Origin of the sequence: Cellulomonas fimi (genome assembly GCF_012952065.1) — a bacterium.
GTDB classification, from domain to species: domain Bacteria; phylum Actinomycetota; class Actinomycetes; order Actinomycetales; family Cellulomonadaceae; genus Pengzhenrongella; species Pengzhenrongella fimi_A.
In genome coordinates this window covers 102971-126942 of sequence record NZ_JABCJJ010000010.1, presented here as the reverse complement: position 1 = coordinate 126942, position 23972 = coordinate 102971, and the positions used below count along the sequence as shown (strand labels likewise).

The 23972-nt window shown below is 73.1% G+C and carries 21 protein-coding genes; 10 read left to right on the top strand and 11 right to left on the bottom strand.

Annotated features, from left to right (window positions below; genetic code table 11):
- The 6 genes from HIR71_RS08695 to HIR71_RS08670 all read left to right on the top strand — a co-directional run.
- Window positions 1-166: ATP-binding protein (locus HIR71_RS08695; RefSeq protein WP_169324659.1), on the top strand; the 166-nt coding region annotated here is incomplete at its 5' end.
- Between the two features lie 82 nt (window positions 167-248).
- Entirely contained in the window at window positions 249-647 is a 399-nt protein-coding gene (locus HIR71_RS08690; RefSeq protein WP_311836189.1) for a Mu transposase C-terminal domain-containing protein, read from the top strand.
- The gene (locus HIR71_RS08685) at window positions 644-1462 is read left to right on the top strand and encodes an AAA family ATPase (protein ID WP_169324658.1); all 819 of its coding nucleotides are present in this window, start codon (window positions 644-646) and stop codon (window positions 1460-1462) included. The genes HIR71_RS08690 and HIR71_RS08685 overlap by 4 nt, the downstream gene beginning before the upstream one ends.
- 272 nt (window positions 1463-1734) lie before the next feature.
- Window positions 1735-2940 carry an exonuclease SbcCD subunit D gene (locus HIR71_RS08680; protein WP_169324657.1) on the top strand — a complete coding sequence of 402 codons (1206 nt, stop codon included), beginning with the start codon at window positions 1735-1737 and terminating at the stop codon, window positions 2938-2940.
- Window positions 2940-6194 carry an AAA family ATPase gene (locus HIR71_RS08675; RefSeq protein ID WP_169324656.1) on the top strand — a complete coding sequence of 1085 codons (3255 nt, stop codon included), beginning with the start codon at window positions 2940-2942 and terminating at the stop codon, window positions 6192-6194. The genes HIR71_RS08680 and HIR71_RS08675 overlap by 1 nt, the downstream gene beginning before the upstream one ends.
- A 100-nt stretch (window positions 6195-6294) precedes the next feature.
- Window positions 6295-6708 carry a hypothetical protein gene (locus HIR71_RS08670; protein ID WP_169324655.1) on the top strand — a complete coding sequence of 138 codons (414 nt, stop codon included), beginning with the start codon at window positions 6295-6297 and terminating at the stop codon, window positions 6706-6708.
- A 145-nt stretch (window positions 6709-6853) separates the two neighbouring features.
- Here the strand turns inward: HIR71_RS08670 and HIR71_RS08665 are convergent, their stop codons facing one another.
- The 3 genes from HIR71_RS08665 to HIR71_RS08655 form a co-directional block, all read right to left on the bottom strand.
- On the bottom strand, window positions 6854-8527 hold the full coding sequence (locus HIR71_RS08665) for an alpha-amylase family protein (RefSeq protein WP_169324654.1): 1674 nt from the start codon (window positions 8525-8527) through the stop codon (window positions 6854-6856).
- A complete protein-coding gene (locus HIR71_RS08660) occupies window positions 8524-9558 on the bottom strand; it encodes a TIGR03885 family FMN-dependent LLM class oxidoreductase (RefSeq protein WP_169324653.1) in 1035 nt (344 codons plus the stop codon). The genes HIR71_RS08665 and HIR71_RS08660 overlap by 4 nt, the downstream gene beginning before the upstream one ends.
- A gap of 154 nt (window positions 9559-9712) precedes the next feature.
- Window positions 9713-10027 carry a hypothetical protein gene (locus tag HIR71_RS08655; RefSeq protein ID WP_249051698.1) on the bottom strand — a complete coding sequence of 105 codons (315 nt, stop codon included), beginning with the start codon at window positions 10025-10027 and terminating at the stop codon, window positions 9713-9715.
- 304 nt (window positions 10028-10331) lie between these two features.
- On the opposite strand from HIR71_RS08655, the gene HIR71_RS08650 reads away from it, so the two are divergent.
- Entirely contained in the window at window positions 10332-11036 is a 705-nt protein-coding gene (locus HIR71_RS08650; protein ID WP_169324652.1) for an LmeA family phospholipid-binding protein, read from the top strand.
- Window positions 11037-11141: 105 nt separating this feature from the next.
- On the opposite strand, the gene HIR71_RS08645 is transcribed toward HIR71_RS08650, so the two are convergent.
- From HIR71_RS08645 to HIR71_RS16430, 3 genes are all read right to left on the bottom strand, one after another.
- Window positions 11142-11921 (bottom strand): HNH endonuclease family protein, encoded by a 780-nt coding sequence (locus tag HIR71_RS08645; RefSeq protein ID WP_169324651.1) that lies wholly within the window; start codon window positions 11919-11921, stop codon window positions 11142-11144.
- A gap of 105 nt (window positions 11922-12026) precedes the next feature.
- Window positions 12027-12494, bottom strand: a complete 468-nt coding sequence (locus tag HIR71_RS08640) for a hypothetical protein (RefSeq protein ID WP_169324650.1) — start codon at window positions 12492-12494, stop codon at window positions 12027-12029.
- Between the two features lie 47 nt (window positions 12495-12541).
- Window positions 12542-13387, bottom strand: a complete 846-nt coding sequence (locus tag HIR71_RS16430; RefSeq protein WP_211373958.1) for a helix-turn-helix transcriptional regulator — start codon at window positions 13385-13387, stop codon at window positions 12542-12544.
- A 79-nt stretch (window positions 13388-13466) separates the two neighbouring features.
- Between HIR71_RS16430 and folE the strand changes: the two genes are divergently transcribed.
- Together folE and HIR71_RS08625 are read left to right on the top strand one after the other, a co-directional pair.
- The gene (gene folE / locus HIR71_RS08630) at window positions 13467-14192 is read left to right on the top strand and encodes a GTP cyclohydrolase I FolE (RefSeq protein ID WP_169324649.1); all 726 of its coding nucleotides are present in this window, start codon (window positions 13467-13469) and stop codon (window positions 14190-14192) included.
- A gap of 5 nt (window positions 14193-14197) precedes the next feature.
- The gene (locus tag HIR71_RS08625) at window positions 14198-15436 is read left to right on the top strand and encodes an NAD(P)/FAD-dependent oxidoreductase (RefSeq protein ID WP_169324648.1); all 1239 of its coding nucleotides are present in this window, start codon (window positions 14198-14200) and stop codon (window positions 15434-15436) included.
- Window positions 15437-15455: 19 nt separating this feature from the next.
- On the opposite strand, the gene HIR71_RS08620 is transcribed toward HIR71_RS08625, so the two are convergent.
- From HIR71_RS08620 to HIR71_RS08610, 3 genes are read right to left on the bottom strand one after another with little or no spacing between them, the layout of a single operon-like run.
- A complete protein-coding gene (locus HIR71_RS08620; protein WP_169324647.1) occupies window positions 15456-16982 on the bottom strand; it encodes an SIR2 family protein in 1527 nt (508 codons plus the stop codon).
- 50 nt (window positions 16983-17032) lie between these two features.
- On the bottom strand, window positions 17033-17788 hold the full coding sequence (locus HIR71_RS08615) for an ABC transporter permease (protein ID WP_169324646.1): 756 nt from the start codon (window positions 17786-17788) through the stop codon (window positions 17033-17035).
- Window positions 17785-18882, bottom strand: a complete 1098-nt coding sequence (locus tag HIR71_RS08610) for an ATP-binding cassette domain-containing protein (RefSeq protein ID WP_169324645.1) — start codon at window positions 18880-18882, stop codon at window positions 17785-17787. Before HIR71_RS08610 ends, HIR71_RS08615 begins: the two co-directional genes overlap by 4 nt.
- A gap of 240 nt (window positions 18883-19122) precedes the next feature.
- On the opposite strand from HIR71_RS08610, the gene HIR71_RS08605 reads away from it, so the two are divergent.
- The gene (locus tag HIR71_RS08605; RefSeq protein WP_169324644.1) at window positions 19123-19563 is read left to right on the top strand and encodes a hypothetical protein; all 441 of its coding nucleotides are present in this window, start codon (window positions 19123-19125) and stop codon (window positions 19561-19563) included.
- Here HIR71_RS08605 and HIR71_RS08600 read toward each other — a convergent pair.
- Together HIR71_RS08600 and HIR71_RS08595 are read right to left on the bottom strand one after the other, a co-directional pair.
- Window positions 19560-20192: a GyrI-like domain-containing protein gene (locus HIR71_RS08600; protein ID WP_169324643.1), complete on the bottom strand. Its 633-nt coding sequence runs from the start codon at window positions 20190-20192 to the stop codon at window positions 19560-19562. The genes HIR71_RS08605 and HIR71_RS08600 overlap by 4 nt on opposite strands.
- 14 nt (window positions 20193-20206) lie before the next feature.
- Window positions 20207-23929, bottom strand: a complete 3723-nt coding sequence (locus HIR71_RS08595; protein WP_169324642.1) for a TM0106 family RecB-like putative nuclease — start codon at window positions 23927-23929, stop codon at window positions 20207-20209.
- Window positions 23930-23972 lie beyond the last annotated feature (43 nt).

Below are 23972 nucleotides of genomic sequence, written 5' to 3'. Positions count from 1 at the left end.
CATGCCCTTCGGCCGCTGGGGCGAGATCTTCGCCGACGACATCGTCGCCGCCGCCATGATCGACCGCCTCGTCCACCACGCCGAGGTCCTGACCCTGACCGGCGAGTCCTACCGCACCCGCACCCGCCGAGACCTACTCACCACCACACCGGCCAGCACACGCTGACCGGCACGAACCACACCAAGGGGGTCAATTTTCGCCCGACGCCAGGGGGTCAATTTTCGGCCGACGTTGACAGCCCGAGAGTCTGGAAGAGCTCGACGGGCTGCTGCTCACCGTCGCCCAGACCAGGGTGGTGCGCCGCGATGGCATCCACTTCCAGGGCCTGCGTTACATCTCGCCCACCTTGGCCGGCTATGTCGGCCGCTCGGTCGTGATCCGCTACGACCCCAGAGACATCACCGAGATCCGCGTGTTCGATCACGAGGCGTTCGTCTGCAAGGCCGTCAACCAGGATCACCACGACCAGAAGGTCAGCCTCAAGGAGGTCCAGGCCGCCCGCAACGCCCGGCGCAGGGGTCTGCGTAAGGGCATCAACGAGCGGATCGCCGTCGTGGCCAAGCTGACCGATCCTGCACCAGCGACCGAGGCGCCGCCAGCGACGCCGCGGCGGAAGCTGCAGGTCTACAGAGAGGACCTGAGGTGAGTCAGCGCTTCATCGTGACCAAAGAACACCGCCGCTTCACCGAGTTCGCCGACGCCGTGCGGCGCGGTCACACCATCGGCCTGTGCTTCGGGCCGGCCGGCGTGGGCAAGACGCTCTCCGCGCGCCGCTACGCCCGCTGGGACAAGGCCCACGACCTGCTGACCTACTGGGTACCGCGCTCCGACAGCGACGCGAGAATCTACGCCGCGCTGGCCAAGAGCCGCACCGTGCTCTACACCCCCAGCGTGCTGACCACGCCACGAGCCCTGAAGGAGGAGCTCGACCAGGTCATCTCCCGCACCAACATCTGCATCGAGCAGCACCTCGCTCCGGCCGGACAGGTCACGCCAGAGACGCGCGGGTGGCGCCACAGCAGGAACTACGTCGAGCTGATCATCGTCGATGAGTCCGAACGCCTCCGCCCCACCGCACTGGAACTGCTGCGCGATCGCTACGACCGCGACAACATCGCCCTCATCCTGATCGGCATGCCCGGCCTGGAGAAGCAGTTCAGCCACTACCCCCAGTTCTACAGCCGAGTCGGCTTCGCCCACCAGTACCGGCCCCTGGGCAAGGACGAACTGCTCTTCGTCCTGCAACGGCACTGGCGTGCCCTCGACAAGACCCTGGACCCAGAGGACTTCACCGACGCCCAGGCCATCGCCGCCATCGCCCGGATCACCCGAGGGAACTTCCGACTCCTCGAACGCCTCTTCCCCCAGATCGAGCGCGTCCTGAAGATCAACGAACTCGACACCATCACCAACGACGTCATCGAAGCCGCCGCAAGCACCCTGGTCATCGGCGTCAGCTGACAGGCCGCCACATAGCACCTACAGAACCCCGCCATTTATCGGCGCAAGCCACAGACCTGCTCGCGGTCATCGGCCTGGAACGGCTCTTCCTCGACGGGCGCGCCTGACCCTCCGCGGCCATCCTGTCGAGGTGACCTCGACCCCCACTGTTCCTGTTCATCCTCGGCGAGTTCCGCGCGTACGGGATGGCCGAGCAGGGCGGCGACGCCTGACCTCGCGGGTCACCGGAGTGCCACCGCGGCGATGTCGGTGGCCGGGGTTACGGTCGCGTCATGCGGCTGCTGCACACCTCCGACTGGCACCTCGGGCGGACCCTGCACGGGGTCGACCTGCTCGAGCACCAGGCCGCCCACCTCGACCACCTGGTCGACGTCGTGCGCGCGGAGCGTGTGGACGCGGTGCTGGTGGCGGGTGACGTCTACGACCGTGCGGTCCCGCCGGTCGAGGCCGTGACGCTGCTGTCCGAGACGCTCGCGCGGCTGGCCGAGCACGCCGTGGTGGTCGTGACGCCGGGCAACCACGACTCGGCGATCCGGCTCGGTTTCGGGGCGGGGCTCATGCGGGCGGGCGTGCACCTGCGCACCCGCGTGGCCGACGTCGGGGCACCGGTCGTGCTGCCGTCGCGCGGCGGGCGCGGGTCGGCGGGGGACGTGCTCGTGTACGGCCTGCCGTACCTCGACCCGGACGTCGTCCGGCGGTCGCTCGCCCCGGACCCCGCGACGCCGCTCGCCCGCTCGCACGAGGCGGTGACCCGTGCTGCCATGGACAGGGTGCGGGGCGATCTGGCCGAGCGGGTCGGCGCCGCGGCGGCGGCCGGCGCCGCGCGCCCGCGGGCGGTCGCGATCGCGCACGCGTTCGTGCTCGGCGGCGAGGCGTCGGAGTCGGAGCGCGACATCCGGGTCGGCGGCGTCGACCACGTCCCGGCGGCGGTGTTCGCCGGCGTGGACTACGTGGCGCTCGGCCACCTGCACGGTCCGCAGCGGGTGCCGGGACCCGAGGGGACCGTCCTGCGGTACTCCGGGTCGCCGCTCGCCTACTCGTTCTCCGAGCTGCGCCAGGTGAAGTCGAGCGTGCTGGTCGAGCTCGGGGCCGACGGCGTCGTCGGCGAGCCCGAGCTCGTGCGGGCGCCCGTGCCGCGGCGGATCGCCGAGGTGACCGGGACGCTCGAGCAGCTGCTCGGTGCGACGGGTGAGGCGCACGCCGACGACTGGCTGCGGGTCGTGGTGACCGACGCCGCGCGGCCGCCCGATCTGTACGCGCGGGTCAAGCAGCGCTTCCCGCACGCGCTCGTGGTGCAGCACCGGCCGCCCGAGGTGCCGGGTCAGCGGAGCCACGCCTCCGTGACCGCCGCGCGAGACCCGCTCGAGGTCGCGGCCGAGTTCGTCAACCACGTGACCGCCTGCGACCCGACCGAGGACGAGGCCGCGGCGCTGCGCGCGGCGCTCGAGCACGTCGTCGCGCTCGAACGCAGCGCCTGATGCACCTGCGGTCCCTCACGCTGCAGGCGCTCGGGCCGTTCGCAGGTCGCCACACGATCGACTTCGAACAGCTCGGGGCGTCGGGCCTCTTCCTGCTCGAGGGACCGACCGGGGCCGGCAAGTCGACGATCATCGACGCGATCGTCTTCGCGCTGTACGGCAAGGTCGCGTCCGCGGAGGCGAGCGACGACCGCCTGCGCTCCGGCTACGCCGACGACGCCACGGAGACCTTCGTCGAGCTGGTCTTCGAGACCGGCTCGGGCGTGTACCGCGTGTGGCGCAGCCCCGAACGGCTGCGCGCCAAGAAGCGCGGGACCGGCACGACCAAGCAGCAGGCGGGCGTGAAGCTGTGGCGGCTGGGCGCCGCCGACGGTGCGGACGGCGAGCTGCTCTCGACCCGGCTCGACGAGGCCGGGGCGGAGATCCAGCGGGCCATCGGGCTCGACCGTTCGCAGTTCGTCCAGACGATCGTGCTGCCGCAGGGCGAGTTCGCGAGCTTCCTGCGTGCCGACCCCGAACGGCGCCGCGGTCTGCTGCAGAAGGTCTTCGGCACCGAGGTCTACGAGCGTGTCCAGGAGCGCCTGGCCGCGATGCGCGTCGAGGCGCAGCGCGCGGTCGCGGACGCGCGCTCCGGGGTCGCGGCGGCGACGGCGCACTTCGTGGGTGCGGCGGGGATCCGGAGCGCACCTCCCGCCCCGCTCCCCGCCCTGCTCTCCGCCCTGCCCCCCGCCCCGCTCCCCGCCCTGCCCGTGCCGGCGGTGAGCGACCCCGACGTGTCAGGCGTTGCGCGCGCTCAAGATCGCGGTGGGTCTGACACGTCGGCGGGAGCGGCCGGCCACCCCGACGTGTCAGACCCAGCGCGTGCCGGAGGGCGCGCCACGCCTGACGGGTCGGCCGAGGGAGGAGCGTCCCCGCGTTCCGCGCCTGCGGCGGCGCTGGTCGGGGCCGACGAGCTGCGGGAGCTCGGCGAGTCGGCCGACCCCGCGCTCCTGCCCGCGGTGCACGCGCACGTCGCGGCGCTGAGCGCGGTCGCTGCCGCGCGTGCACGCGCCGAGGAGGCGGCACGTGCCGTCGTCGACGAGGCACGGCGCGCGCTCGACGAAGCCCGCACACTGGCCGACTCCCTTGCCCGCCGCGACGCCCTGCGCGCCGAACGGGCACGGCTCGCGGAGCAGGCGGCGTCGCACACGGACGACGTCCGGCGCCGCGACCGGGCGCGTCGCGCGGCGGTCGTGCGTCCGGCGCTGCAGGCCGCCGAGGCTGCCGAGTCGGCCGCACAGGCGTCGCGCGAGCGACTCGACGCCGCCCGGACCCAGGTCGCGCCCGACTTCGCACACCTCGACCGCCGCGGGCTCACGGACGCGCGCGACGAGCTCGCCGGGCAGGTGGCGACGCTCCGCCGCCTGCAGGAGGTCGAGAGCGGCATGCCGAGCCGCCGGATGCGACTCGCCTCGGCGGAGACGACGCTCGAGGACTCGCTCGCCGAGCAGGCGATCCTGGCCGACGACGCCGCCGTGCGGCCCTCGGTGCGGGTCGACCTCCTGAGCGCGATCGCGGCCGCGCGCGAGGTCACCGCGGAGCTCCCGCTGCGCCGCCAGCGTCGGGAGACCACCCGCGCGGCCCGGGACGCCGCCCAGGCGGCCGACGACCTGTCCATCGAGCTCGGCGAGGCCGCCGCCGCCGCGGCCGCGGCCCTGGCGGCAGCGGGCGAGGCGATCGCGGGCGAGGCGTACCTGCGCACGAGGCGGCTCGCGGGCATGGCCGGAGAGCTCGCCGCGAGCATGGCGGAGGGCGAGCCGTGCCCGGTCTGCGGCTCCGTCGAGCACCCGCACCCCGCGGCGCTGGCAGCCGATCACGCGTCCGCGGAGCAGGTCGAGGCGGCAGGACGCACGCGCCAGGCAGCCGAGCACGCGTCGGCCCAGGCGTCGTCCCACGTGGCGACCCTCACGGAGCGTCTGACGCGCCTGCGGGAGCAGGCCGGCCCCCGGTCCGTGCACGAGCTCGACCGCGAGATCGACGAGCTCGGCACCCTCGTGCAGATGGCTTCGTCGGCGGAGCGCGAGCTGGTCGTGCTGCAGGAGCGGCTCGAGAACCACGACCTCGAGACCGACGAGCTCCGGCTGCGCGCGCAGGCGCTCGCCACCTCGGTCGCGACCGCCCGGGTGACGATCGAGACTCTGAGCGCGAGCATCACGGCGGATCAGGAGGAGATCGACGCCGCCCGGGCGGACGCGCCGACCGTCGCGGCCCGCGTCGCGCAGCTCGACGCCCAGGTGCGGGCGTGCAGCGCGCTGGCCGAGGCGCTCGAGGTCGTCGACCGCGCCGAGCACGACCTGACCACCCGCGCGGCGGAGCTCGCCACGGCGCTCGCGGACCACGGCTTCGCGGACTCCGACGACGCACGCGCCGCCCACCTGCCCGAGCGCGAGCTCGCGCGGCTCGAGGAGTCGATCGGCGCGCACGCGGCCGCCGTCGCGCGGGTCGAGCTCGGGCTCGCGGACCCGGCGCTCGTCGACCTGGACGACGACGTCGCGGTGGACCTGCCGGGTGCGCAGGCGCGGTTCACGGAGGCCGAGGCGGTGGCGAGCACCGCCGGGCGCGAGGCGGCGCTCGCGGCGAGTGCGGCGTCGTCGGCGGTGGGGGCCATGGGCGCGGTCGAGGCGGCGCTCGAGGCCCACGCCGCCGCGCGTGACCGGGCGGCGCCGGTGACGCGGATGGCCGACCTGGCGGCGGCGTCGGGCGGCGACAACACCAAGCGGCTCACGCTCGCGACGTACGTGCTGGTCAAGCGCTTCGAGGACGTGGTGGCGGCGGCGAACGACCGGCTGCTCGCGATGTCCGACGGCCGGTTCGAGCTGGTCCGCAGCGACGAGCGCGAGGACGTGCGGACGCGCCGGACCGGGTTGTCGATGCGCGTGATCGACCACCGGCTCGACGCTGAGCGCGACCCGCGGACCCTCTCGGGCGGCGAGACGTTCTACGTGTCCCTGTGCCTCGCGCTGGGCATGGCGGACGTCGTGACGGCGGAGGCGGGCGGGATCGAGCTCGGGACGCTGTTCGTCGACGAGGGGTTCGGGTCGCTCGACCCCGACACGCTCGAGGCGGTGCTCGCGGAGCTGGGCAAGCTGCGGGCGGGCGGGCGGGTCGTCGGCGTCGTCTCGCACGTCGAGGCGCTCAAGCAGGCGATCGCCGAGCGCATCGAGGTCCGCCGGCTCGCGGACGGCTCGAGCACGCTGCGCGTCGTCGCCGGCTGAGCCGTACGGTGCACGCGGTGCCGCCTTGACGTCATCGCCAACGCCGTCGAGGGCGTGATGTGGATTCTGTTGTGACCAGAATCAGCCGGAGGGCCCGAGGATGAGTTCAGAGCAGGAGCGGATCGACGCACTGGAAGCGCGGGTCGTCGAGCTCGAGGACCGGCTTCACACTCTCGCCCTGAGCGTGCACTATCGCGAGGACGAGCCGTACTTCGCGGAGATCAGTCGTCTCATGCTGAGCAGCGCCGACCGCGTCGTCCTCAACCTCGTGCTGTCCGGGATCCTGGAGCGCGCCAGTGGCTCGGCCGCGCTGCGCCGACCGAGCCCCGAGAGGCTGTCCCATCCCGCGTTGGACGAGACGTACGTCGATGCGCCGATCGACCATCGGGAAGCAGTACGGCTCGTCGCCCTGGTGGTGGGGGGCGAGGAGGCGGCTCGTCGACTCCTGGAGGCTCACCGTCGCCAAGGTCTGGGAGAGGCGGGACACCAGGCACTGGGTCCGCTCCCTGCCTAGCGAACTGCCTGCCATACCCCAGCGTCCGCAGCTTCACAACGTCCGCGGCTTCGCAACGTCCGCGGCTTCGCAACGTCCGCGGCTTCGCAACGTCCGCACTCGATGGGCCCCTGGCCCCACGGAGTGCGGACGTTGCGCTGAGGGGCTACACCAGTCGGCGGGTTCCCGGGCGCACGACGCGGAGCCAGCGGTAGCCGTAGCCCTCGAGCGACACCTCGACGCGGCCCTTCTCGTCACCCTGGACACGACCGTCCGCGAGGAGGTCCACCAGCTCGCCGTCGCCGTCGAGCTCCTCGACCTCGAGCGGCACGACCACCGGCTCGGACGACAGGTTGTGCAGCGCCACGAGCGAGCCGTCGTCCCACGTGCACTGGTGCGCGAGCACCTCGCGGAACGGCTGCTCGAGGATCTTGACCGGCGCCCACCCGAGCTCGGGGCACTCGCGGTACCGCCTGATCAGCAGCGAGATGTGCGACAGCAGCGAGTCCGGGTCCCGCCGCTGCGCCGCCACGTTGATGTGCTCGGGCGAGAACCCGCCGGTCACCACCGGGGCCGCGAGCCGCGACGGTCGGGCCGCGGAGAAGCCCCCGTTCCGCCCGGACGTCCACTGCATCGGCGTGCGCACCGCGAGCCGCCCGGGCACGTCGAGGTTCTCGCCCATGCCGATCTCCTCGCCGTAGAACAGCACGGGCGTGCCCGGCAGCGAGAAGAGGAGCGAGTAGACCATCCGGAGGCGCCGCGGGTCGCCGTCGAGCATCGGGGGCAGACGACGCCGCAGCCCGCGTCCGTAGAGCTGCATCGACTCCTCGGGCCCGAAGGCCGCGAAGACCTCCTGCCGCTCGTCCTCGGACAGCTTGTCGAGCGTCAGCTCGTCGTGGTTGCGCACGAACGTCGCCCACTGCGCGTCCTTCGGTATCTCCGGCCGCGCCTGCAGCGCCCTGGCGATCGGCTTGGCGTCGGCCCGGGCGAGCGACAGGTACAGGTTCTGCATGCCGATGAAGTCGAACATCATGGTCAGCTCGTCGCCGGCGCCGTCCCCGAAGAACTTCCGCTGGTCGGCGTGCGGCAGGTTGACCTCGCCCAGCAGGATCGCGTCCCCGGACCGTCGCCCGAGGAACGACCGCAGCGACCGCAGGTAGTCGTGCGGGTCGCCACCCTCGTCCTCCCCGTTGGGATCGGCGCCCTCGAGGAGGTACGGGACGGCGTCTACCCGGAAGCCGGAGAGCCCGACCTCGAGCCAGAAGCCGATCATCTTCGCGATCTCGTCCCGGACCGTCTCGTTCGCGACGTTGAGGTCCGGCTGGTGCTTGTAGAACCGGTGCAGGTAGTACTCGCCGGTCTTCTCGTCGAGCTCCCAGATCGAGTCCTCCTGGTCGGGGAACACGACCTCCTTCTTGGTCGACGGCGGCGCTTCGGTGCGCCACACGTAGTAGTCGCGGTACGGGTTGTCCTTCGACGACCGCGCGGCCTTGAACCACGGGTGCTGGTCGGAGGTGTGGTTGACGACGAGGTCCGCGATCACGCGCATGCCGCGGTCGCGCGCGGTCCGGATGAGCTCGACGAGGTCGCCGTGCGTCCCGAGCCGCTTGTCGACGCCGTAGTGGTCGGTGATGTCGTACCCGTCGTCGCGGTTCGCCGTCGGGTAGAAGGGCATGAGCCACAGGCACGTGACGCCGAGCTCGGCCAGGTGGTCGAGCCGCTGGACCAGGCCCGGCATGTCGCCGATCCCGTCGTCGTTCCAGTCCATGTACGTCTCGATGTCGAGGCAGTAGATGACCGCGTTCTTCCACCACAGGTCGGCGGTGTCGGTGATCCTCATCGCGCACCTCCGCTGCGGGTCGGCGCCGTGCCCGACGACGCCGGAGCCGGCCAGGCGGGCGACGTCGCCGAGGCGGACCGCAGCTGCGGCAGCACGTGCTCGCCGAACGCGTCGATGAACGCGTCCTGCTGCTGGCCCACGTGGTGGAGGTACATGCGGTCGAAGCCGAGATCGGCGAGGTCCGCGAGGTACGCGGTCAGGGCGCCGAGGTCGCTCGAGACCATGACGGTGTCGCGCACCTGCTGCTCGGTGACGTTCTCGCTGACGACGTCGAAGGCCGCCGGGCTGTCGAGGTCCCAGCACGCGGGCGGCGAGAAGACGTTGGAGCGCCACTGGTCGTGCGCGATCGCGTAGGCCTCGTCGTCGGTCGGTGCCCACGAGAGGTGCACCTGCACCGAGAGCTCGCCGCGCCCGCCCGCGTCGCGGTAGGTCGCGATCATGGTCCGGAGCGTGTCGAGGTCCTGGTTGGTCGTCACCAGGCCGTCGGCCCAGTCGGCGTGCGCGCGGGCCGTCTCGATCGAGACCGCGGGACCGATGAGCAGGGGCGGCTCGTCGGGGAGGGACCAGATCCTGGCGCGGTCGACCGTGACGTGGCCGCGGTGGCTGACCTCCTCGCCGCGGTGCAGCGCGCGGATGATGTCCACGCACTCGCGGAGCCGGGCGTCGCGCTCGGGCTTGCTGGGCCAGCGGTCGCCCGTGATGCGCTCGTTCGCGTTCTCACCCGAGCCGAGCGCGACCCAGAACCGGCCCGGGAACATCTGCGCGAGCGTCGCGCTCGCCTGGGCGATGACCGCCGGGTGGTAGCGCTGGCCGGGCGCGCTGACGGTGCCGAAGCTCAGGTCCGTCGACGCGAGCGCGGCGCCGAGCCACGACCAGGCGAAGCCGGAGTGGCCCTGCCGCGCGCTCCAGGGGGCGAGGTGGTCGGAGCACATGCCGGCGTCGAACCCGGCGTCCGCCGCGCGACGCACGGCGCGCAGGAGCTCACCCGGCGAGATCTGCTCGTGGGAGGCGTGGAATCCGATCTGGGTCATGCCGGTCATGTCTACCGGGCCGACTGCGGTGGCGCGCGCCGAGGCCGGCTCTCCCGCGGGTGCTCGGCGCGTTGCGGTGCCCCGGCGTGCTACGTCCGCGCTCGATGGGGCTGGAGGCCCACGGAGTGCGGACGTTGTGGGGTGTTGGGGCCGTTCACCAGGACCAGCCGCGCGCGGTGAGCTCGACCTCCTCCCGGAAGCGTTCGGCGTCGCCGCGTGCGTGCGGGTCGCGGTCGACGCCGGCAAGCATGCAGGCCTCGGCGAGGAGCGCGTCGTACGCGTTCGTCGTGGCCTCGAGGTGGTGCGCCCGTGCGTACACGTTGGCGTCCCGCTCGAGCGCCCGGACCTGGTCGGCGATGGCCCCGAGCCGCAGCTGCAGCCGCAGGATCTCGAACGGGTCGACCTCCACGTCGGGACGGCGGCACAGTCGTCTCCACGCACGTCGCGCTCCGGTCGCGATCCGGCTCATCGCTCAGGTCCTCTTCGACAGCTGCCGTCCCTCCCTTCCAGGCTAGGCGGCGGTTCGAACGCCCGCCAGAGGCGCGAGCCGCACGCCCCTCCATCGAGCTGTCAGAACGACGTGGGGCACTGGGGTCACCGGGTTCTGACACGTCGGGAGCGGGAGCCGGGCGTCGGGAGCGGGAGCCGAGAGCCGGGAGTGGGAGCCGGGTACCGTGAGCCGTGAGCCGTGAGCCGTGAGCCCCAGTCGGAGCGGGGGTGGAGCGGGAGTCGGAGCGTGAGCGCGACCGGGACCGGGATCTACAGTGGCGGGCATGGGTGCGCGGGGGGTGGTCGTGGGGGTGGCGCTCCTCGTCGTCGTCGGCGGGGGTGCCGTCGTCGCCGACCGCGTCGCGGTCGGGATGGCCGAGGACGCCGCGGCACGTGAGGTGCAGGCGTACGTCGAGGGAGTCATCGGTGAGCCGGACGTGCAGATCCACGGGTTCCCGTTCCTGACCCAGGTGCTCGCCGGACGCCTCGACCGCGTCACCGCGCGGGCGGACGGCCTCGTGGTCGATGGCGTGGAGCTCACCGACGTCGACATCGTCGCCCGGGGCATCGGCGTCGACCAGTCGTACACCGTGGACGACGCCACGCTCACCGGCACCCTCTCCGTCGCCTCCGCGCAGCGGCTCCTCGCGACGCAGGCCGAGCTGGACGTCGACCTCGCTGCGGAGGGTGATCGACTGCTCGCTCGGACGACCGTGCTCGGCGTCGACCTGACCGCAGCCCTCGCCCCGCGCGCGCAGGACGGCCGCATCCGCATCGACGTCACCAGACTCACGCTCGGTCCGGCCTCGATCGACGTCGCGGACCTGCCGCGCGCGCTCGAGGACCAGCTGACCGACCTCGCGATCCCGATCGAGGGACTGCCCGAGGGCATCGCGCTGACCGGCGCCGACGTGCGTGACGGCGCGATCCGGCTCTCGGCAGCCGGTGCGGACCTCGTCGTGGAGAAGCGGCCCGGCAGCGGCAGCTGAGCGGGGGTCGCGCCGCCCGCCGGCGTCACCTTGTGGGCGTCACCCGCCGCCCTGCACCGGCGGCGCCGGCGCCGGAGCCCCGTGGGCACCACACCGTCACCTGCGTCAGCCCGCTGCGGCATCGGGGACCACCTCGCACCGCCCGAGCTCACGGGCGATCGCGTCGCGCTCGGCACCCGTGACCCACAACCCGTAGGTCGCCTTCACGTGCACCTGCCGGATCACGTACCGGCAGCGGAAGGGCTTGTGCGGCGGGAGCCACGTCGCCGCGTCCCCTGCGCCCTTCGCCTGGTTGAGCGGGCCGTCGACGGCGAGAAGATTGGCGGGGTCGTTCGCGAACCGCTCGCGGACGTCCGGCGGCCACGCCTGAGCGCCCTTCTGCCACGCGTCCGACAGCGCGACGACGTGGTCGATCTGGACGAGGGCGCTCGTCTGCGGCCCGCGCTCGAAGGTGAGGGTCGTGCCGCTGTAGGGGTCGGCGAGCGTCCCGGAGAGCACGAGGCAGTCGCGCGTGCCGGGTTTGAACGTCATCGCCGTGAGGTCGCGACCGAGCACGTCGTTGCGGGTGTCGCACCCGTTCCGGTCGACGTCGGACCAGGCCTGCCCGAACAGCTCGCGCTCGTACCCGGTCCTGGGTGCGCGACCCTTGGTCTCCAGCGCCGCGAGCTGCGCGCGGGCGGTCGCGACGTCGTCGGCGGTGACGGGGTAGCGCGGGCCGCTCGTCGCGGCGGTGATGCTGGGGAGCGCCAGGCCGACGCCGAGCACGACCGTCAGCGCGGAGGCGACGTAGACGGCGAACGCGACGACCCGGCGTCGGGCACGGGATCGGGCGCGGGCGCTCCCGCGGCTGGGCGAGCGCCACGGTGGGGGCGGACGGGTGGTCACGACGGCGAGCGTGCCACGCGCCACCGACACGTCCCGACCGGGTGCTCCGCGGATGTGGACGGGAGCCCGCCCCCGGCCCTCGGCGTCCGGCGGCGCGCGCCCGCCCTACCCCAGCTCCGGTGGACGCGCCTCGTGCCCCAGGCGTCCGGGGGTGCGGTTGAGCTCCTTCAGCTGGGCCTCGTAGACATGGCGTCGCCCGCCGAGCAGCTGCTCGCGGACCTTGCGCTCGAGGTCGCGGAAGGTCTGCCAGTAGTTCTCGTCGTAGTCCTCGACCATCTGGAAGGTCCATCGCCCGTGGATGACGTTGCGCCCCACCAGCTCCGCCCGGAGCTCCTCCGCCAGATCCTGGTGTCCCGCCTCGTCGAGCTGGTCCAGCGCCTCCTGCAGCTCGTTGTCGGACCGACCGGTGAGGCGGTGGAAGGCGTACAGCATCCCGCGCGCGTGCTCGGTGACCTCGAGCGCGGCGGTGAGCTTGCCGACCGCGACGACGGTCGCGTCGTCGACCTCCTGCGGGATGCGGTGCTCGCGGTCGGGGCCGTCGGGGCGGGCGTCGTCGGGGGGAGTCAGGTCCATGCGGTCATGGTGGGGGCGACGAGCGGGGTTCGCATCCGCGACGGTCCTCAGCGCTGCGTGAGCACCACGCAGCAGCGGCCGGGAGCCGGCTCGAGCCGGGCCTCGAGCCCGGGGTCGAGGGAGCTCGCGAGCCCGCCGAGGAGCGACAGGTTCATACCGCACACCAGTTCCGTGTGCTCGCGCGCGAGCGCGTGGAACGGGCAGTTCGCGAGCGTCACCGTGTCGGCGTCGCGGCGCGGTTCGTAGCCGTTGTCCGCGAGGACCCGGCACGCGCGGTCCAGCGGGCTCGTGGCCGGCGCCACCTCGTCGGTCGGCATCGCGCCGGATCGTGTCGCCTCGTCGCGCGGACTCGTTCCGGACGACGTCACCTCGTCGGCCGGCACCGTGCCCGACGTGGCAGGCTCGCGAGTCGGCACCGCGCCCGACGGCGTCGCCTCCGGCTCGGCGGCCGTGGCGCCACCGCGGGACGTCCGCGCCGCCCCGGCGAGCCAGGCGCCGGCGTCGGCGGCTGCGCGGTCGAGGGCGGTGAGGACGTCGGTTCCCTCCCGGCGCGAGTCGTCGACGGCGCGGGCGAGCAGGCGCCCCGCGAGCTCGTAGCGGCGGTCCGGCAACGAGACGGACATCTCGCGCGCGGCGCGCCGGTAGAGCTTGGCCGGACGACCCGCGCCGGGGCCCTGCCGCCCGGTGAGCCGGCGGGACTCGGTCTCCAGGAGACCGTCGCGCACCAACCGGTCGAGGTGGAACTTGGCCGTGTGCCGCTCGACGCCGGTCCCCGCCGCCGCCTGGTCGCGACTGACCGGCTCCGGTTGTGAGACGACGAAGAGGTAGAGCTCGCGCCGGACGGGCTCCGCGAGCGCGGCCACCCCCGCGACGGCGGACACGAAGTCGTCCACGGTGCTCCTCTCGACCCTTGACCTGCGAGGCATTGCGTTCTAACGTCAACCATAGTATCCGTTAGAAACGAGGGCAACGATGCTGACCGAGGGTCTCACCGCAAGGACGGGCGTCGACACCGCGGGCGGCGGCTCGCCGGTCGTCGATCTCAGTGCGGCGGAGCGGGCTGCGGCGGCGTTCCTCGCGGCGTTGGGGGTCCCGCTGGACTCGGAGAGCCGGCGCGCGACGCCGGGTCGGATGGCGCGGGCGTACGCGGAGATGCTGACGCCGCGACCGTTCGAGCCGACGACGTTCCCCAACGACGAGGGGTACGACGAGCTGGTGCTCGCGCGGTCGCTGCCGGTGCGGTCGGTGTGCGAGCACCACCTGCTGCCGTTCGTCGGGGTGGCGCACGTGGGCTACCTGCCGGGGGAGCGCATCCTGGGGCTGTCGAAGCTCGCCCGCGTCGTCGAGATGTTCGCGCGGCGGCCGCAGGTGCAGGAGCGGTTGACCCAGCAGGTGGCGAACTGGATGCAGGGGACGTTGGCCCCGCGTGGGGTGGGTGTGGTGGTCGAGGCCGAGCACATGTGCATGTCGATGCGCGGCGTCGGGGTGACCGGCGCCTCGACCACGACGTCGGCCCTCCACGGCCTGCTGCGCGACGACGCGCGGTCCCGGGCCGAGTTCTTCGCCCTGGTCGACCGACCCGGGGCCGCCGGTCCCGGCCCGCGACCTCATCCGGCGCGGCCTCATCCGGCGCGCCCGGATCCGGCGCGACCTCATCCAACCTTGACCCGGACCCCGATCCCGATGACCACGGAGTGATCACGATGGCCGACACGAGCACGATCGTCATCGTCGGCGCCGGCCTGACCGCGGCGTTCGCCGCTCAAGGGCTGCGCGAGGAGGGGTTCGAGGGGCGCATCCTGCTGATCGGCGCCGAGCCGGAGCGACCGTACGAACGGCCGCCGCTCTCGAAGGGCTACCTGCTCGGGACCTCCCCACGGGACGAGGTGTTCGTGCACCCGGCGCAGTGGTACGACGAGAACCGGGTGGAGCTCGTGCTCCGTGCCGAGGTCGTCGCGATCGACCGGGAGTCCGGGGAGGTCGTGCTCAAGGGCGGCGTGCGTCACGCCTACGACCGCCTGCTCCTCGCGACCGGGTCCGAGCCCCGGCGCCTCAGCGTCCCGGGCGCGACGGACTACGGGGTGATGTACCTGCGCCGGCTCGAGGACAGCGACCGGATCAAGGCCGCGTTCACCCGTGGGCCGCGCGTGGTGATCGTCGGCGCCGGCTGGATCGGCCTCGAGACGGCCGCCGCCGCACGCGCAGCCGGTCTCGAGGTCACCGTGCTGGAGGCCGCCGAGCTGCCGTTGCTGCGGGTGCTGGGCCCCGAGATGGCGCGGATGTTCGCCGACCTCCACCGCGAGCACGGCGTGGACCTGCGGTTCGGCGTCCAGGTCGCGGGGATCACCGGCACAGGGGCCGACGGCGGCGGCGCCGTCACCGGGGTCGAGCTGGGCGACGGGACCGTGATCCCGGCCGACCTCGTCCTCGTGGGCGTGGGCATCACGCCGTCGGTCGCGCTCGCCGTCGAGGCCGGGCTCGACGTGGACGACGGCGTGCTGGTCGACGACCACCTGCGCACCTCGGACCCCGCGATCTTCGCGGCCGGCGACGTGGCGAACGCGTTCCACCCCCGGCTCGGCACGCACATCCGGGTCGAGCACTGGGAGAACGCCCGGCGCCAGGGAGCGCTCGCGGCGCGGACCATGCTGGGGCAGGACGCCGTCTTCGACCGCCTGCCGTACTTCTTCAGCGACCAGTACGACCTCGGCATGGAGTACGTCGGCTACGCCGAGCCAGGGGCGTACGACCACCTCGTGATCCGCGGTGATCTCGACAAGCGCGAGCTGGTGGCGTTCTGGCTCGCCGAGGGCCGCGTGCTGGCCGGGATGAACGTCAACGTCTGGGACGTGGTCGGCGAGGTCGAGGCGCTGATCCTCAGCGCGCGCGTGGTGGACGTGGAGCGGTTGGCGAACCCGGGGATCGCGCTCGCGGACGTGTGACGGCCCGCGCGCGGCCCGCTCACTGCGCGACGTCGGCCCCGAACGCCCTGAGGGCGCGTGCGAGCGCGCCCCACGGGTCGTCGGCGCCGCCGTCGTCCAACGCGTCGGCCGCGCGGTGCAGCTCGCGCGCCAGGGCGGCCGCCTCCCGGGCGTCTTCGCCGCCGAGCATCGCCGCGTACCGCGCGTCGAGGAGGTAGGACACGTCCGACGACGCGTACATCCCGAGCGCGTCGAGGAAGATCGCGAGGTCGCGCACCGTCTGGTCCGACGCCGCGTCCCGGCCGTCCGCACCTCGCGGCGGCACGACGACGTCGCTCACGGAGACGTGGTCGAGCTCGCCCTCCCAGAGCTCCGCCTGGGCGGCCTTGATGCCGAGGGTCAGGACCGTGCCGATCGGGGTGTCGAGCTGGTTCATGCGACGGAAGTCGATCACCTCGTGCGCGAGCCGGAGCAGGTTGTCGTCGGTGAGCGAGGCACCGACGACCAGCAGGTGGCGCGACAGCATGAGCGTCTGCACGACCGAGCCGACCGGTCGCCACATCGCGTCGTAGCGCACGAAGTCCCGTCGCGACAGGACGATCGACTGCGGCCGGCGCACGTCGCCGTGCATCTTGAGGATCCACGGGCGATCTGCCCGCGGTCGCATCCAGGGCAGGACGGCGATCGCGTCGTCGTCCCCGCTGACGCTCCTGACCGCGCGCTCGAAGAGGTCGTCGAAGTTGGTGGTGATGATCTCGCGCGTGTCGAGGCCGGCCAGGAGGGCGTGCGCGAGAGCGGGCGGCTCGCCGGCGTCCATGACGTCGACGACCTCCTCGCCTAGCCGTCCCTCACGCGACTCCCACCGGCGCCGCAACAGCTCGGCCTGGTCGAGCAGCCCGAGGTCGTCGAGCGGGGTGTCGTCGGGCGCGAGGCGGCGGATCAGCTCGCCCCACGACGGCAGGCCGGCGCTCATGCTGACGCCGGCCCCGAGGAAGAGCGCGAGCTCACCGGCGCGCGCGACACCGCCGAGCTGGCGCGCGACCGCGAGCCGCTCGTCGTCGAGCCCGCGGAAGCCACGGGTGCGACGCATCGCCTGGAGCGCCGCGAAGGCCGACGCGTTGAGCGCGACGATCGCGACGTCGATCCCCAGGTGGTCGACCGCGTGGTCGGTGACGTCGAGGATCTCTTCGAGCAACTGCCCCCGGACGTGGTTGAACCCGCCACCCGCGCTCCCGAGCACCGGCATCGCGATGAGCGGACGGACGCGCCGGTTGCGCGGCTCAGGCTTCGCGCTGTCGATCGCGCGCAGGAGCCGGCCGAGGCTGCGTCCGACGTCGGGCACGTCACCCTCGACCACGTCGAGGAACCAGACGTCGTCCCGTCCGACCGCCGGAGCCGCTCCCTGGCGGCCCCAGTCCGGCGGCCTGACCCCGGCCGGGTCACCGCCGCCCCACAGCGCCCACCAGTGCCTCTCGACGGTGAACGACGCATCGGTCGGGACGACAGCCACGTCCCACCCGATCTCCTCGAGCCGGCCCCGAACGACGAAGACGTGCCCTCGCGTCATGGCCCGATGATCCCGTGGCAGGTGGCGCGACGCCTCCCGGCTCGGACGAGTCAGGCGTTCTCGCGTCGGAACGTCGCCGTGCCCCACCAGATCGCGAGCGCGAACATCACCAGCGCCCAGATGCCGCCCCACAGCAGCCCGTTCGCGGCGAAGTCTCCGGCGAAGGAGCTGCGGACGCCGTCGACCACGTGGCGGAACGGCATGAAGTCGCTCGCGGTCTGCAGCCACTTCGGCCCGATGGTCATCGGCAGGAGGATCCCGGAGAGCAGCAGCACCGGCATCATCACCATGTTGATGACCGGCGCCATGACGTCCTCGCTCTTGGTCGTCAGCGCAAGGGCGTTGGATGCTGCCGCGCACGCGCCGCCGACGAGCAGGGTCAGCGCCGTGCCGAGCACCAGGCCGGGCACCGAGGCCCGCATGCCGAGCAGGTAGCCGAGCCCCACGAGGATCAGCGCCTGCACGAGCAGCTGGAGCTCGTCGCGGACGAGCCGGCCCACCAGCAGCGCGGTGCGGCTCGCGGGGGTGACGCGCTCGGCCTCGATCACGCCCTCGCGCCACTCGCCGATCAGCGAGAAGCCGGCGAAGAACGCACCGAAGATGCCGAGCTGCACGAGCATGCCGGGCACGAAGAACGTGTAGGCGTTGGTCGCGCCGAACTGGCTGATCAGCGGCTCGAGCAGCGGGCCGAAGAGGAGCAGGTACAGCACCGGCTGCAGCATGCCGATGATCACCCACGCCGGGTTGCGGAGGTTCATGCGCAGCTGCCGGCGGAACACGATCCAGGACTCACGGACGAAGGTCATCGCAGGGCTCCTTGCGGTGCGTCGGCGGCGGAGGCGGGCGGCACGCCGGGCGTGAGGCCCGATCCCGCCGCGTCGGCCGCGGTCGGGAGGGGCGCGTCGGTCCCGTCGCCGGTGCGGGCCGTCGTCTCGGCGTCGCGGAGCGAGCGGCCGGTGAGGGTGAGGAAGACGTCGTCGAGGGTCGGGCGGTGGATCTCGACCGAGTCGAGCGTGAGGCCCGCGCGGTCGAGGTCGCGGAGCAGCCCGGGCACCGCGCGGCCGGCCCGGGGCACGCGTCCGCGCACGTGCGTGCCCTCGATGGTGACCTGGCTGTCGCGCCCCTCCGTGATGGCCTCGAGCCGGCGCGCGGTGTCGTGCACGTGGGCGGCGTCCGAGAGCTCGAGGTCGACCAGGTCGCCCGCGACCTGCGTCTTGAGGTTCTCCGAGGTGTCCGACGCGACGATCCGGCCCTGGTCGATGATGACGATCCGGTCGGAGAGCGTGTCCGCCTCGTCGAGGTAGTGCGTCGTGAGGAAGACCGTGGTGCCGAGCCGGTCGCGGAGGCCGCGGATGTGCTCCCAGAGGTTGGCGCGGGCCTGCGGGTCGAGGCCCGTGGTCGGCTCGTCGAGGAACATCAGGGTCGGCTCGTGGATGAGGCCCATGACGATGTCGAGGCGCCGCTTCTGCCCGCCCGACATGGTCTTCGGCATGCGCGTCCACAGCCCGTCGAGCTGCATCTGCTCGAACAGGTGCTTGCCACGCTCCTCGACGACCTTGCGGCTGAGCCCGTAGAGCATGCCGTGGTCCACGACCTCGTCGCCCGCGCGCGCCTGGCTGAAGGCGCCGCCCGCCTGCGAGACGTACCCGATGCGGCGTCGGACGTCGACGGAGTGCGTGACCACGTCGTAGCCGGCGACCCTCGCCGAGCCGCTGGTCGGCCGGAGCAGCGTCGTGAGCATGCGCAGCGTCGTCGTCTTGCCCGCGCCGTTGGGCCCCACGAAGCCGACGACCTCGCCCTCGGCCACGTCGAGATCGACCCCGTCGACCGCCCTGACCTCGGACTTCTCCCTGCCTTGTCGCGTCGTGAACGTCTGCACCAGACCTCGCGCGTGGATCACGGGTCCATCCCCTCCGCGACCCCCGACGGATCGCTCGACCAGTACAGACCGTGCCACCGACACGAACTCATCTGCGCCCGCTTTTCCACCCGCTTCTTCCACCCGCCGGGCGCGGCGACCCCGGGGGTGCCTCGGACCGCGGACGCCGCCGGGATGGGGTTAGGCTGCGCCGCGAAGCCGACCGGCTCTCCTCGACCGCCGTCCCGTCGCCCGGCCCGCCCGGGCACTGAGGAGTCAGACATGGCCGTCCTGTCCGAGGTCTTCGCGACCAACCACAAGGGCGCGCTCGAGCGCGCCGACGCTCTCGAGTCGGGTGCCGACGTGCCCGACGACGTCGCGCGGCTCGAGCTGAGCGACGTGGGCCCCATGGACCTCGAGGCGCTCGGGGCGATCGCCGCCCGGACGCTGCGGTTCGGCACCGGCGACCTGGAGCTCGAGGAGGTCGACCTCGACCACGAGCTGCTGTTCGAGCTGCCGCCCTACCTGTGCGAGGTGCTCGTCGAGCTCGGCAAGGCCGAGGACCCGGACGCGCTCGCCGAGGTCGCCGCCGAGTGGGCCGACGTCGAGGACGTGACCATGTCGGCTGCCACGGCCCAGCCGGTGCTCAGCGACCTCGTGGAGCTCGTCACGACCGCCACGCGCGACGGGAAGAACGTCTACCTCTGGGTCGAGGAGGTCTAGCTCGAGCCCGCCGCGCGCTCGACCGGTTGACGCAGGATCGTCCGGAGCTTCTCGGGGGCGACCTTGCGGACGTCGCTGAGGTAGATCTCGTGGTGCTTCCCGGTCAGGACGAGCCCGTGCTCGGGGATGAAGCGGTGGTGCAGGTCGTCGAGCACAGGTCCCTCGGCCTCGAACGACCCGACGTGGAGCGTCTGGACGCACAGCCCCTCGTCGAGGGTCTCGAGCCGTACCCTCTCGAGCGCCGTGGTGCTGACGGCAGGCTTGGCCCGAGCCGCCTCCCTGACCACCTCGACCGTCTCGGCGGAGATCCACTCGGGGACGAGGAGCAGCAAGGTCCAGCTCCACGCCGACTTGTCGCGCGCGGTGGTGAACGCGCTCATGTCGTCGGCCCACCACAGACCCTCGAGCGGCGGCACCACGTAGTCGCGTCCGAGCTCGTTCTTGCTCGCGAACTTCAGCCCGTAGGCCATCGGGTACAGCGCGCCCAGCGCGTCGGCGTACTCCGGGGCGGTGTTCGGGTCGCCGTGGCCGTCGAGCATCAGGTACTGGAGCGGTGGCACCTCGAGGATCCGGAGCTCGCCGGCCTTGGCCCGGTACGAGTCCAGCGTCTTGAGGTCGAGCTTCGTCATGGTGCCGGCGCCTCCTAGCGTCCAGTGTGCCGCCCGCGGCTGAGCCCGAGGAAGGCGCCGAGCTCCTCGAGGCCCTCGGGCTTGGTCGGCAGGTAGTCGGTCAGGGTCGCCGAGCGCACGATGATCGCGCACCACTTCCCACGCGAGACCGCGACGTTGACCCGGTTGCGCGACAGCAGGAACTCCATGCCGCGCGGCACGTCGTCGGCCGACGACGCGGCCGTCGTCAGGATGACGACGGGAGCCTGCTGCCCCTGGAACTTGTCGACCGTGCCGACGCGCACGCCGCCCAGCCCGGCGCCCTCGAGCGCCTGGCGCACGCGAAACACCTGCGCGTTGTAGGCCGCCACGACGACGACGTCGTCGGCCGCGAGCGGGCGGTCCTCGGGCCGACCGTCGACGACGTGTGCCGGGTCGTGCCAGCGTCGCCCGACGACGGCCCGCACCTGCCGGACCACCTCCGCCGCCTCCTCGACGGAGGCCACGGCGTTCCCCGTGTGCTCGACGAGCACCGTGCGGACGCCGGGCTCGACGCCTTCGAGCGAGCGGGCTGCCGTCGACGGCACGCTGGTCAGCCGGTTCTCGTACGACAGCCGCGACACCGCCGCCGTCAGAGCGGGGTGCATCCGCCAGGTCGAGGCGAGGAAGTACCCGAGCGTCTCGGGCAGGGTCTCGTGCCCGTCGGTGAGCCACCCGAGCGCCGAGCGGTCGACCGGCTCGGGATGCCGGCCCTGGCTCACCTGCGGGAGCTGCTGAGGGTCGCCGAGGAGCAGCAGGTTCCGCGCGGCCCCGGAGACGGCGACCGTGTTGGCGAGGCAGAACTGGCCGGCCTCGTCGATGACGAGAAGATCCAGTCCGTCGGCAGGGAGACGTGCGGCGTTCGCGAAGTCCCACGCCGTCCCGCCCACCACGGCGCCGTCAGGATGGGCGGCGTAGAACGCGGCGAAGGCCGTGGAGTCCTTGAGCGCCCGCCACGGCACCGCCGCCGGACCGCGCGGCGCCGAACCGCGCGCTGCCGAACCGCGCGCTGCCGGACCGCGCGCTGCCGGACCCCGGGGCGCCGAGGGCGCCGGCTTCTTCCCGATGCGCTCGGCCGGGACGCCGGCTCGCGCCACCTCGGCCAGCATGTTCTCGACCACGGCGTGCGACTGCGCGACGACGCCGACGCGCCACCCGCGCTCGACCAGCGACGCGATCACCCGGGCGCCCGTGTACGTCTTCCCGGTCCCGGGCGGTCCCTGGACCGCGAGGTAGGAGTGGTCGAGGTCGCGGACCGCCGCCGTGATCGCGTCGACGTAGCCGCCGTCCACGACCGGTGGCAGCCCCGCGCCGCTCCGCGTGCGCGGCGCGATGCGCTGCAGGACGTCGAGCGCGGGCTGGCCGGGAAGCACGAGCTCGTCGGCGCCCTCCAGCTTCCCGGCGACCTCCGTGGCGAGGTCGCGGATCGCCCGCTGGATCGTGCCGGTCGGCGGCGGCGCAGCGGGACCGAGCGCCATCGGCAGCTCGGCGTACGGAACCGCGTCCGTCGGCAGCTTCTCGTCGACGACGAGCACGTCGAGCTCCCTGCCGCCCTCGGTGATTGCGGTCACCTCGACGACCACCGCGCCGACGAGCCAGCCGCGGACCCCCTCGGTCGAGGTCCTCGCGCAGTCCGGGACGGGGTGGTCGTAGAGGGTCACGGCCTCGGCGCCGACCCGCAGGTCGCTGCCCGGCTCGAGCTGGCCGGTGATCCGGACCCGTCGCCGTGGGTTCTGCCGCGGCGCTCGCACGGTCCAGTCCTGCAGCACCTCGACGTGGTCCGCGACCAGCGTCCCGCGCGGCTCGGTCCACTCGGCGGGCGGGAACACGAGTCGCTGGTAGTGCGCCCACCAGAACGGCTTCGCCTCGCGCCAGTGGTAGCCCAGCGACGCGGCCAGCATCGCGACCGCCTGTCGCTCCGGGCCGCGCGTCGCGACCGACCCTTCGCCCGCGACCGACCCTTCGTCCGCGACCGACCTTTCGCGCGCGACCGACCCTTCGCCCGCGATGGCGAGCAGCGCCGCCGCGAGCTCGTCCTCCTCGGGCGCGTCCGAGCCGATCCCCTCGTCGTCGTCGCCGGCGGCGGGCGGGACGCGGGTCGCGGGACGGGACGGCAGGACATCGACCAGCGCAGCCTGGGCGAGGAGCCAGTCGCGCAGGCCGAGGGTCGAGAGGCAGTCGTACCGGTTGTACTCGGCGATCTTCACCATGCGGGCGTCGAACGCCTCGACGTCACCCGCGTCACGCAGGACGCAGGCGTCGGCGTACTCCACGATCGAGTCGCCGGCCGTCGTGACGTCACCCTCGCGTCCTCTGGTCATGTAGAGCGGCTCGAGCTTCTTGAGCGAGTACGACCCCTGCCCGACCCGCAGGCTCGCGCGGACCGTCGCGTACAGGTCGACCAGCACGCCGCTGCGCAGGAGGTCGTCGATCACGTCCTCACCGACGCCGTGCCGTCCCGCGAGCCGCAGGAGGGCCGTCTTCTCGTAGGGCGCGTAGTGGTAGATGTGCAGGTCGGGGTAGCGGGCCCGCCGCTCGGCCACGTACTCGAGGAAGTCGATCAGCGCCTGCTTCTCCTGGGCGCGGTCGTGCGCCCAGAAGGGCCGGAACACCGGCTCCGCGCCGGAAGCCGCCGGCGCCTCGACCACGCCGAACAGGTACTCCAGGCCCCAGTCGGTGGACCCCTCCTCCATCCAGAGCGGGTCGCCCTCGAAGTCGAAGAAGAGGTCGCCAGCGTCCGGCGCGGGGAGCGACCGCACGACCTCGGGCGCGAACAGCTCGTGCAGCACCTCGTCCGGCGCCTGCCTGACCTGCAGCCGGGCCTGCGCACGCAGCTTCTCGAGGGTGACGGCGCCGATCCCCTCGACCGGACCCTCGCTCGCGGCGAGGCGCTCGATGGTGGTGATCCCGGCGTCGTGCAGGCGGGCGCGCTGGGTGGTGCGCATGCCGGCGACCAGCAGGACGTCGCGGGTGCGCTCCACCTCCGGGGCGCAGATCTCGCAGCGACCGCAGGCGCGGACCCCGGGGTCGCCCCACGCCACGGGGTCCGGGCCGGCCTGGTGCGAGTCGAGCATCGCCTGGAGCCGGGCGCGGCGGTCGCGGTACACGGGCAGGAGGTCGGCGAGCCGGTGCGTCGTGATCGTGCGGTCGCCGAGGACGAGGTGGACGTGCTCGGCCGGGGTGATACCGCCGGCGAGGAGCTGGTCGCCGTACGCCGCGAGCTGCAGCATCGCGGTGATCTTCGCGTGCCGGGCGAGCTTGGTGTCGTGGACGGCGTAGACCGGGCCGCTCGCCGTCGACCCGGCACCTCGCTCGCGCACGAGGAAGTCGGCCCAGCCGCCGAAGCGTCCGTCGAAGAACCCCGCCTGGAAGACGACGTCGGCACCGGTCCGCAGGGCCGTCATCGTCTCGTCGTGCTTGCCCTGGAGCGCCGTCGCGTCGGTCAGGCGCTCGCGGTCCGGACGCTCGATCTCGACCACCCCCGTGCCGCGCGCGGCGTCCCACGGCCCGAATCGCGCCCGGTACTCGTCGAGGACGCGGAGCTCGTGCGCATCGCCGAGCCGCGCCGCCCGGTCGAGCATCGCGTCGGCCGGGAGCTCGATCGGGTCGATCCGGCCGAGCTTCGCGTCGAGCGAGCGCAGGACGGCGAACTCGCATGCGGCCGCGTTGGCCAGGTCCGAGGCGCTGTAGACCAGCGTGCCGTCGCTCAGCAGGAACATGGGACGAGGGTAGGTCGAGGGTCTGACACGACCGTGTGCAGCA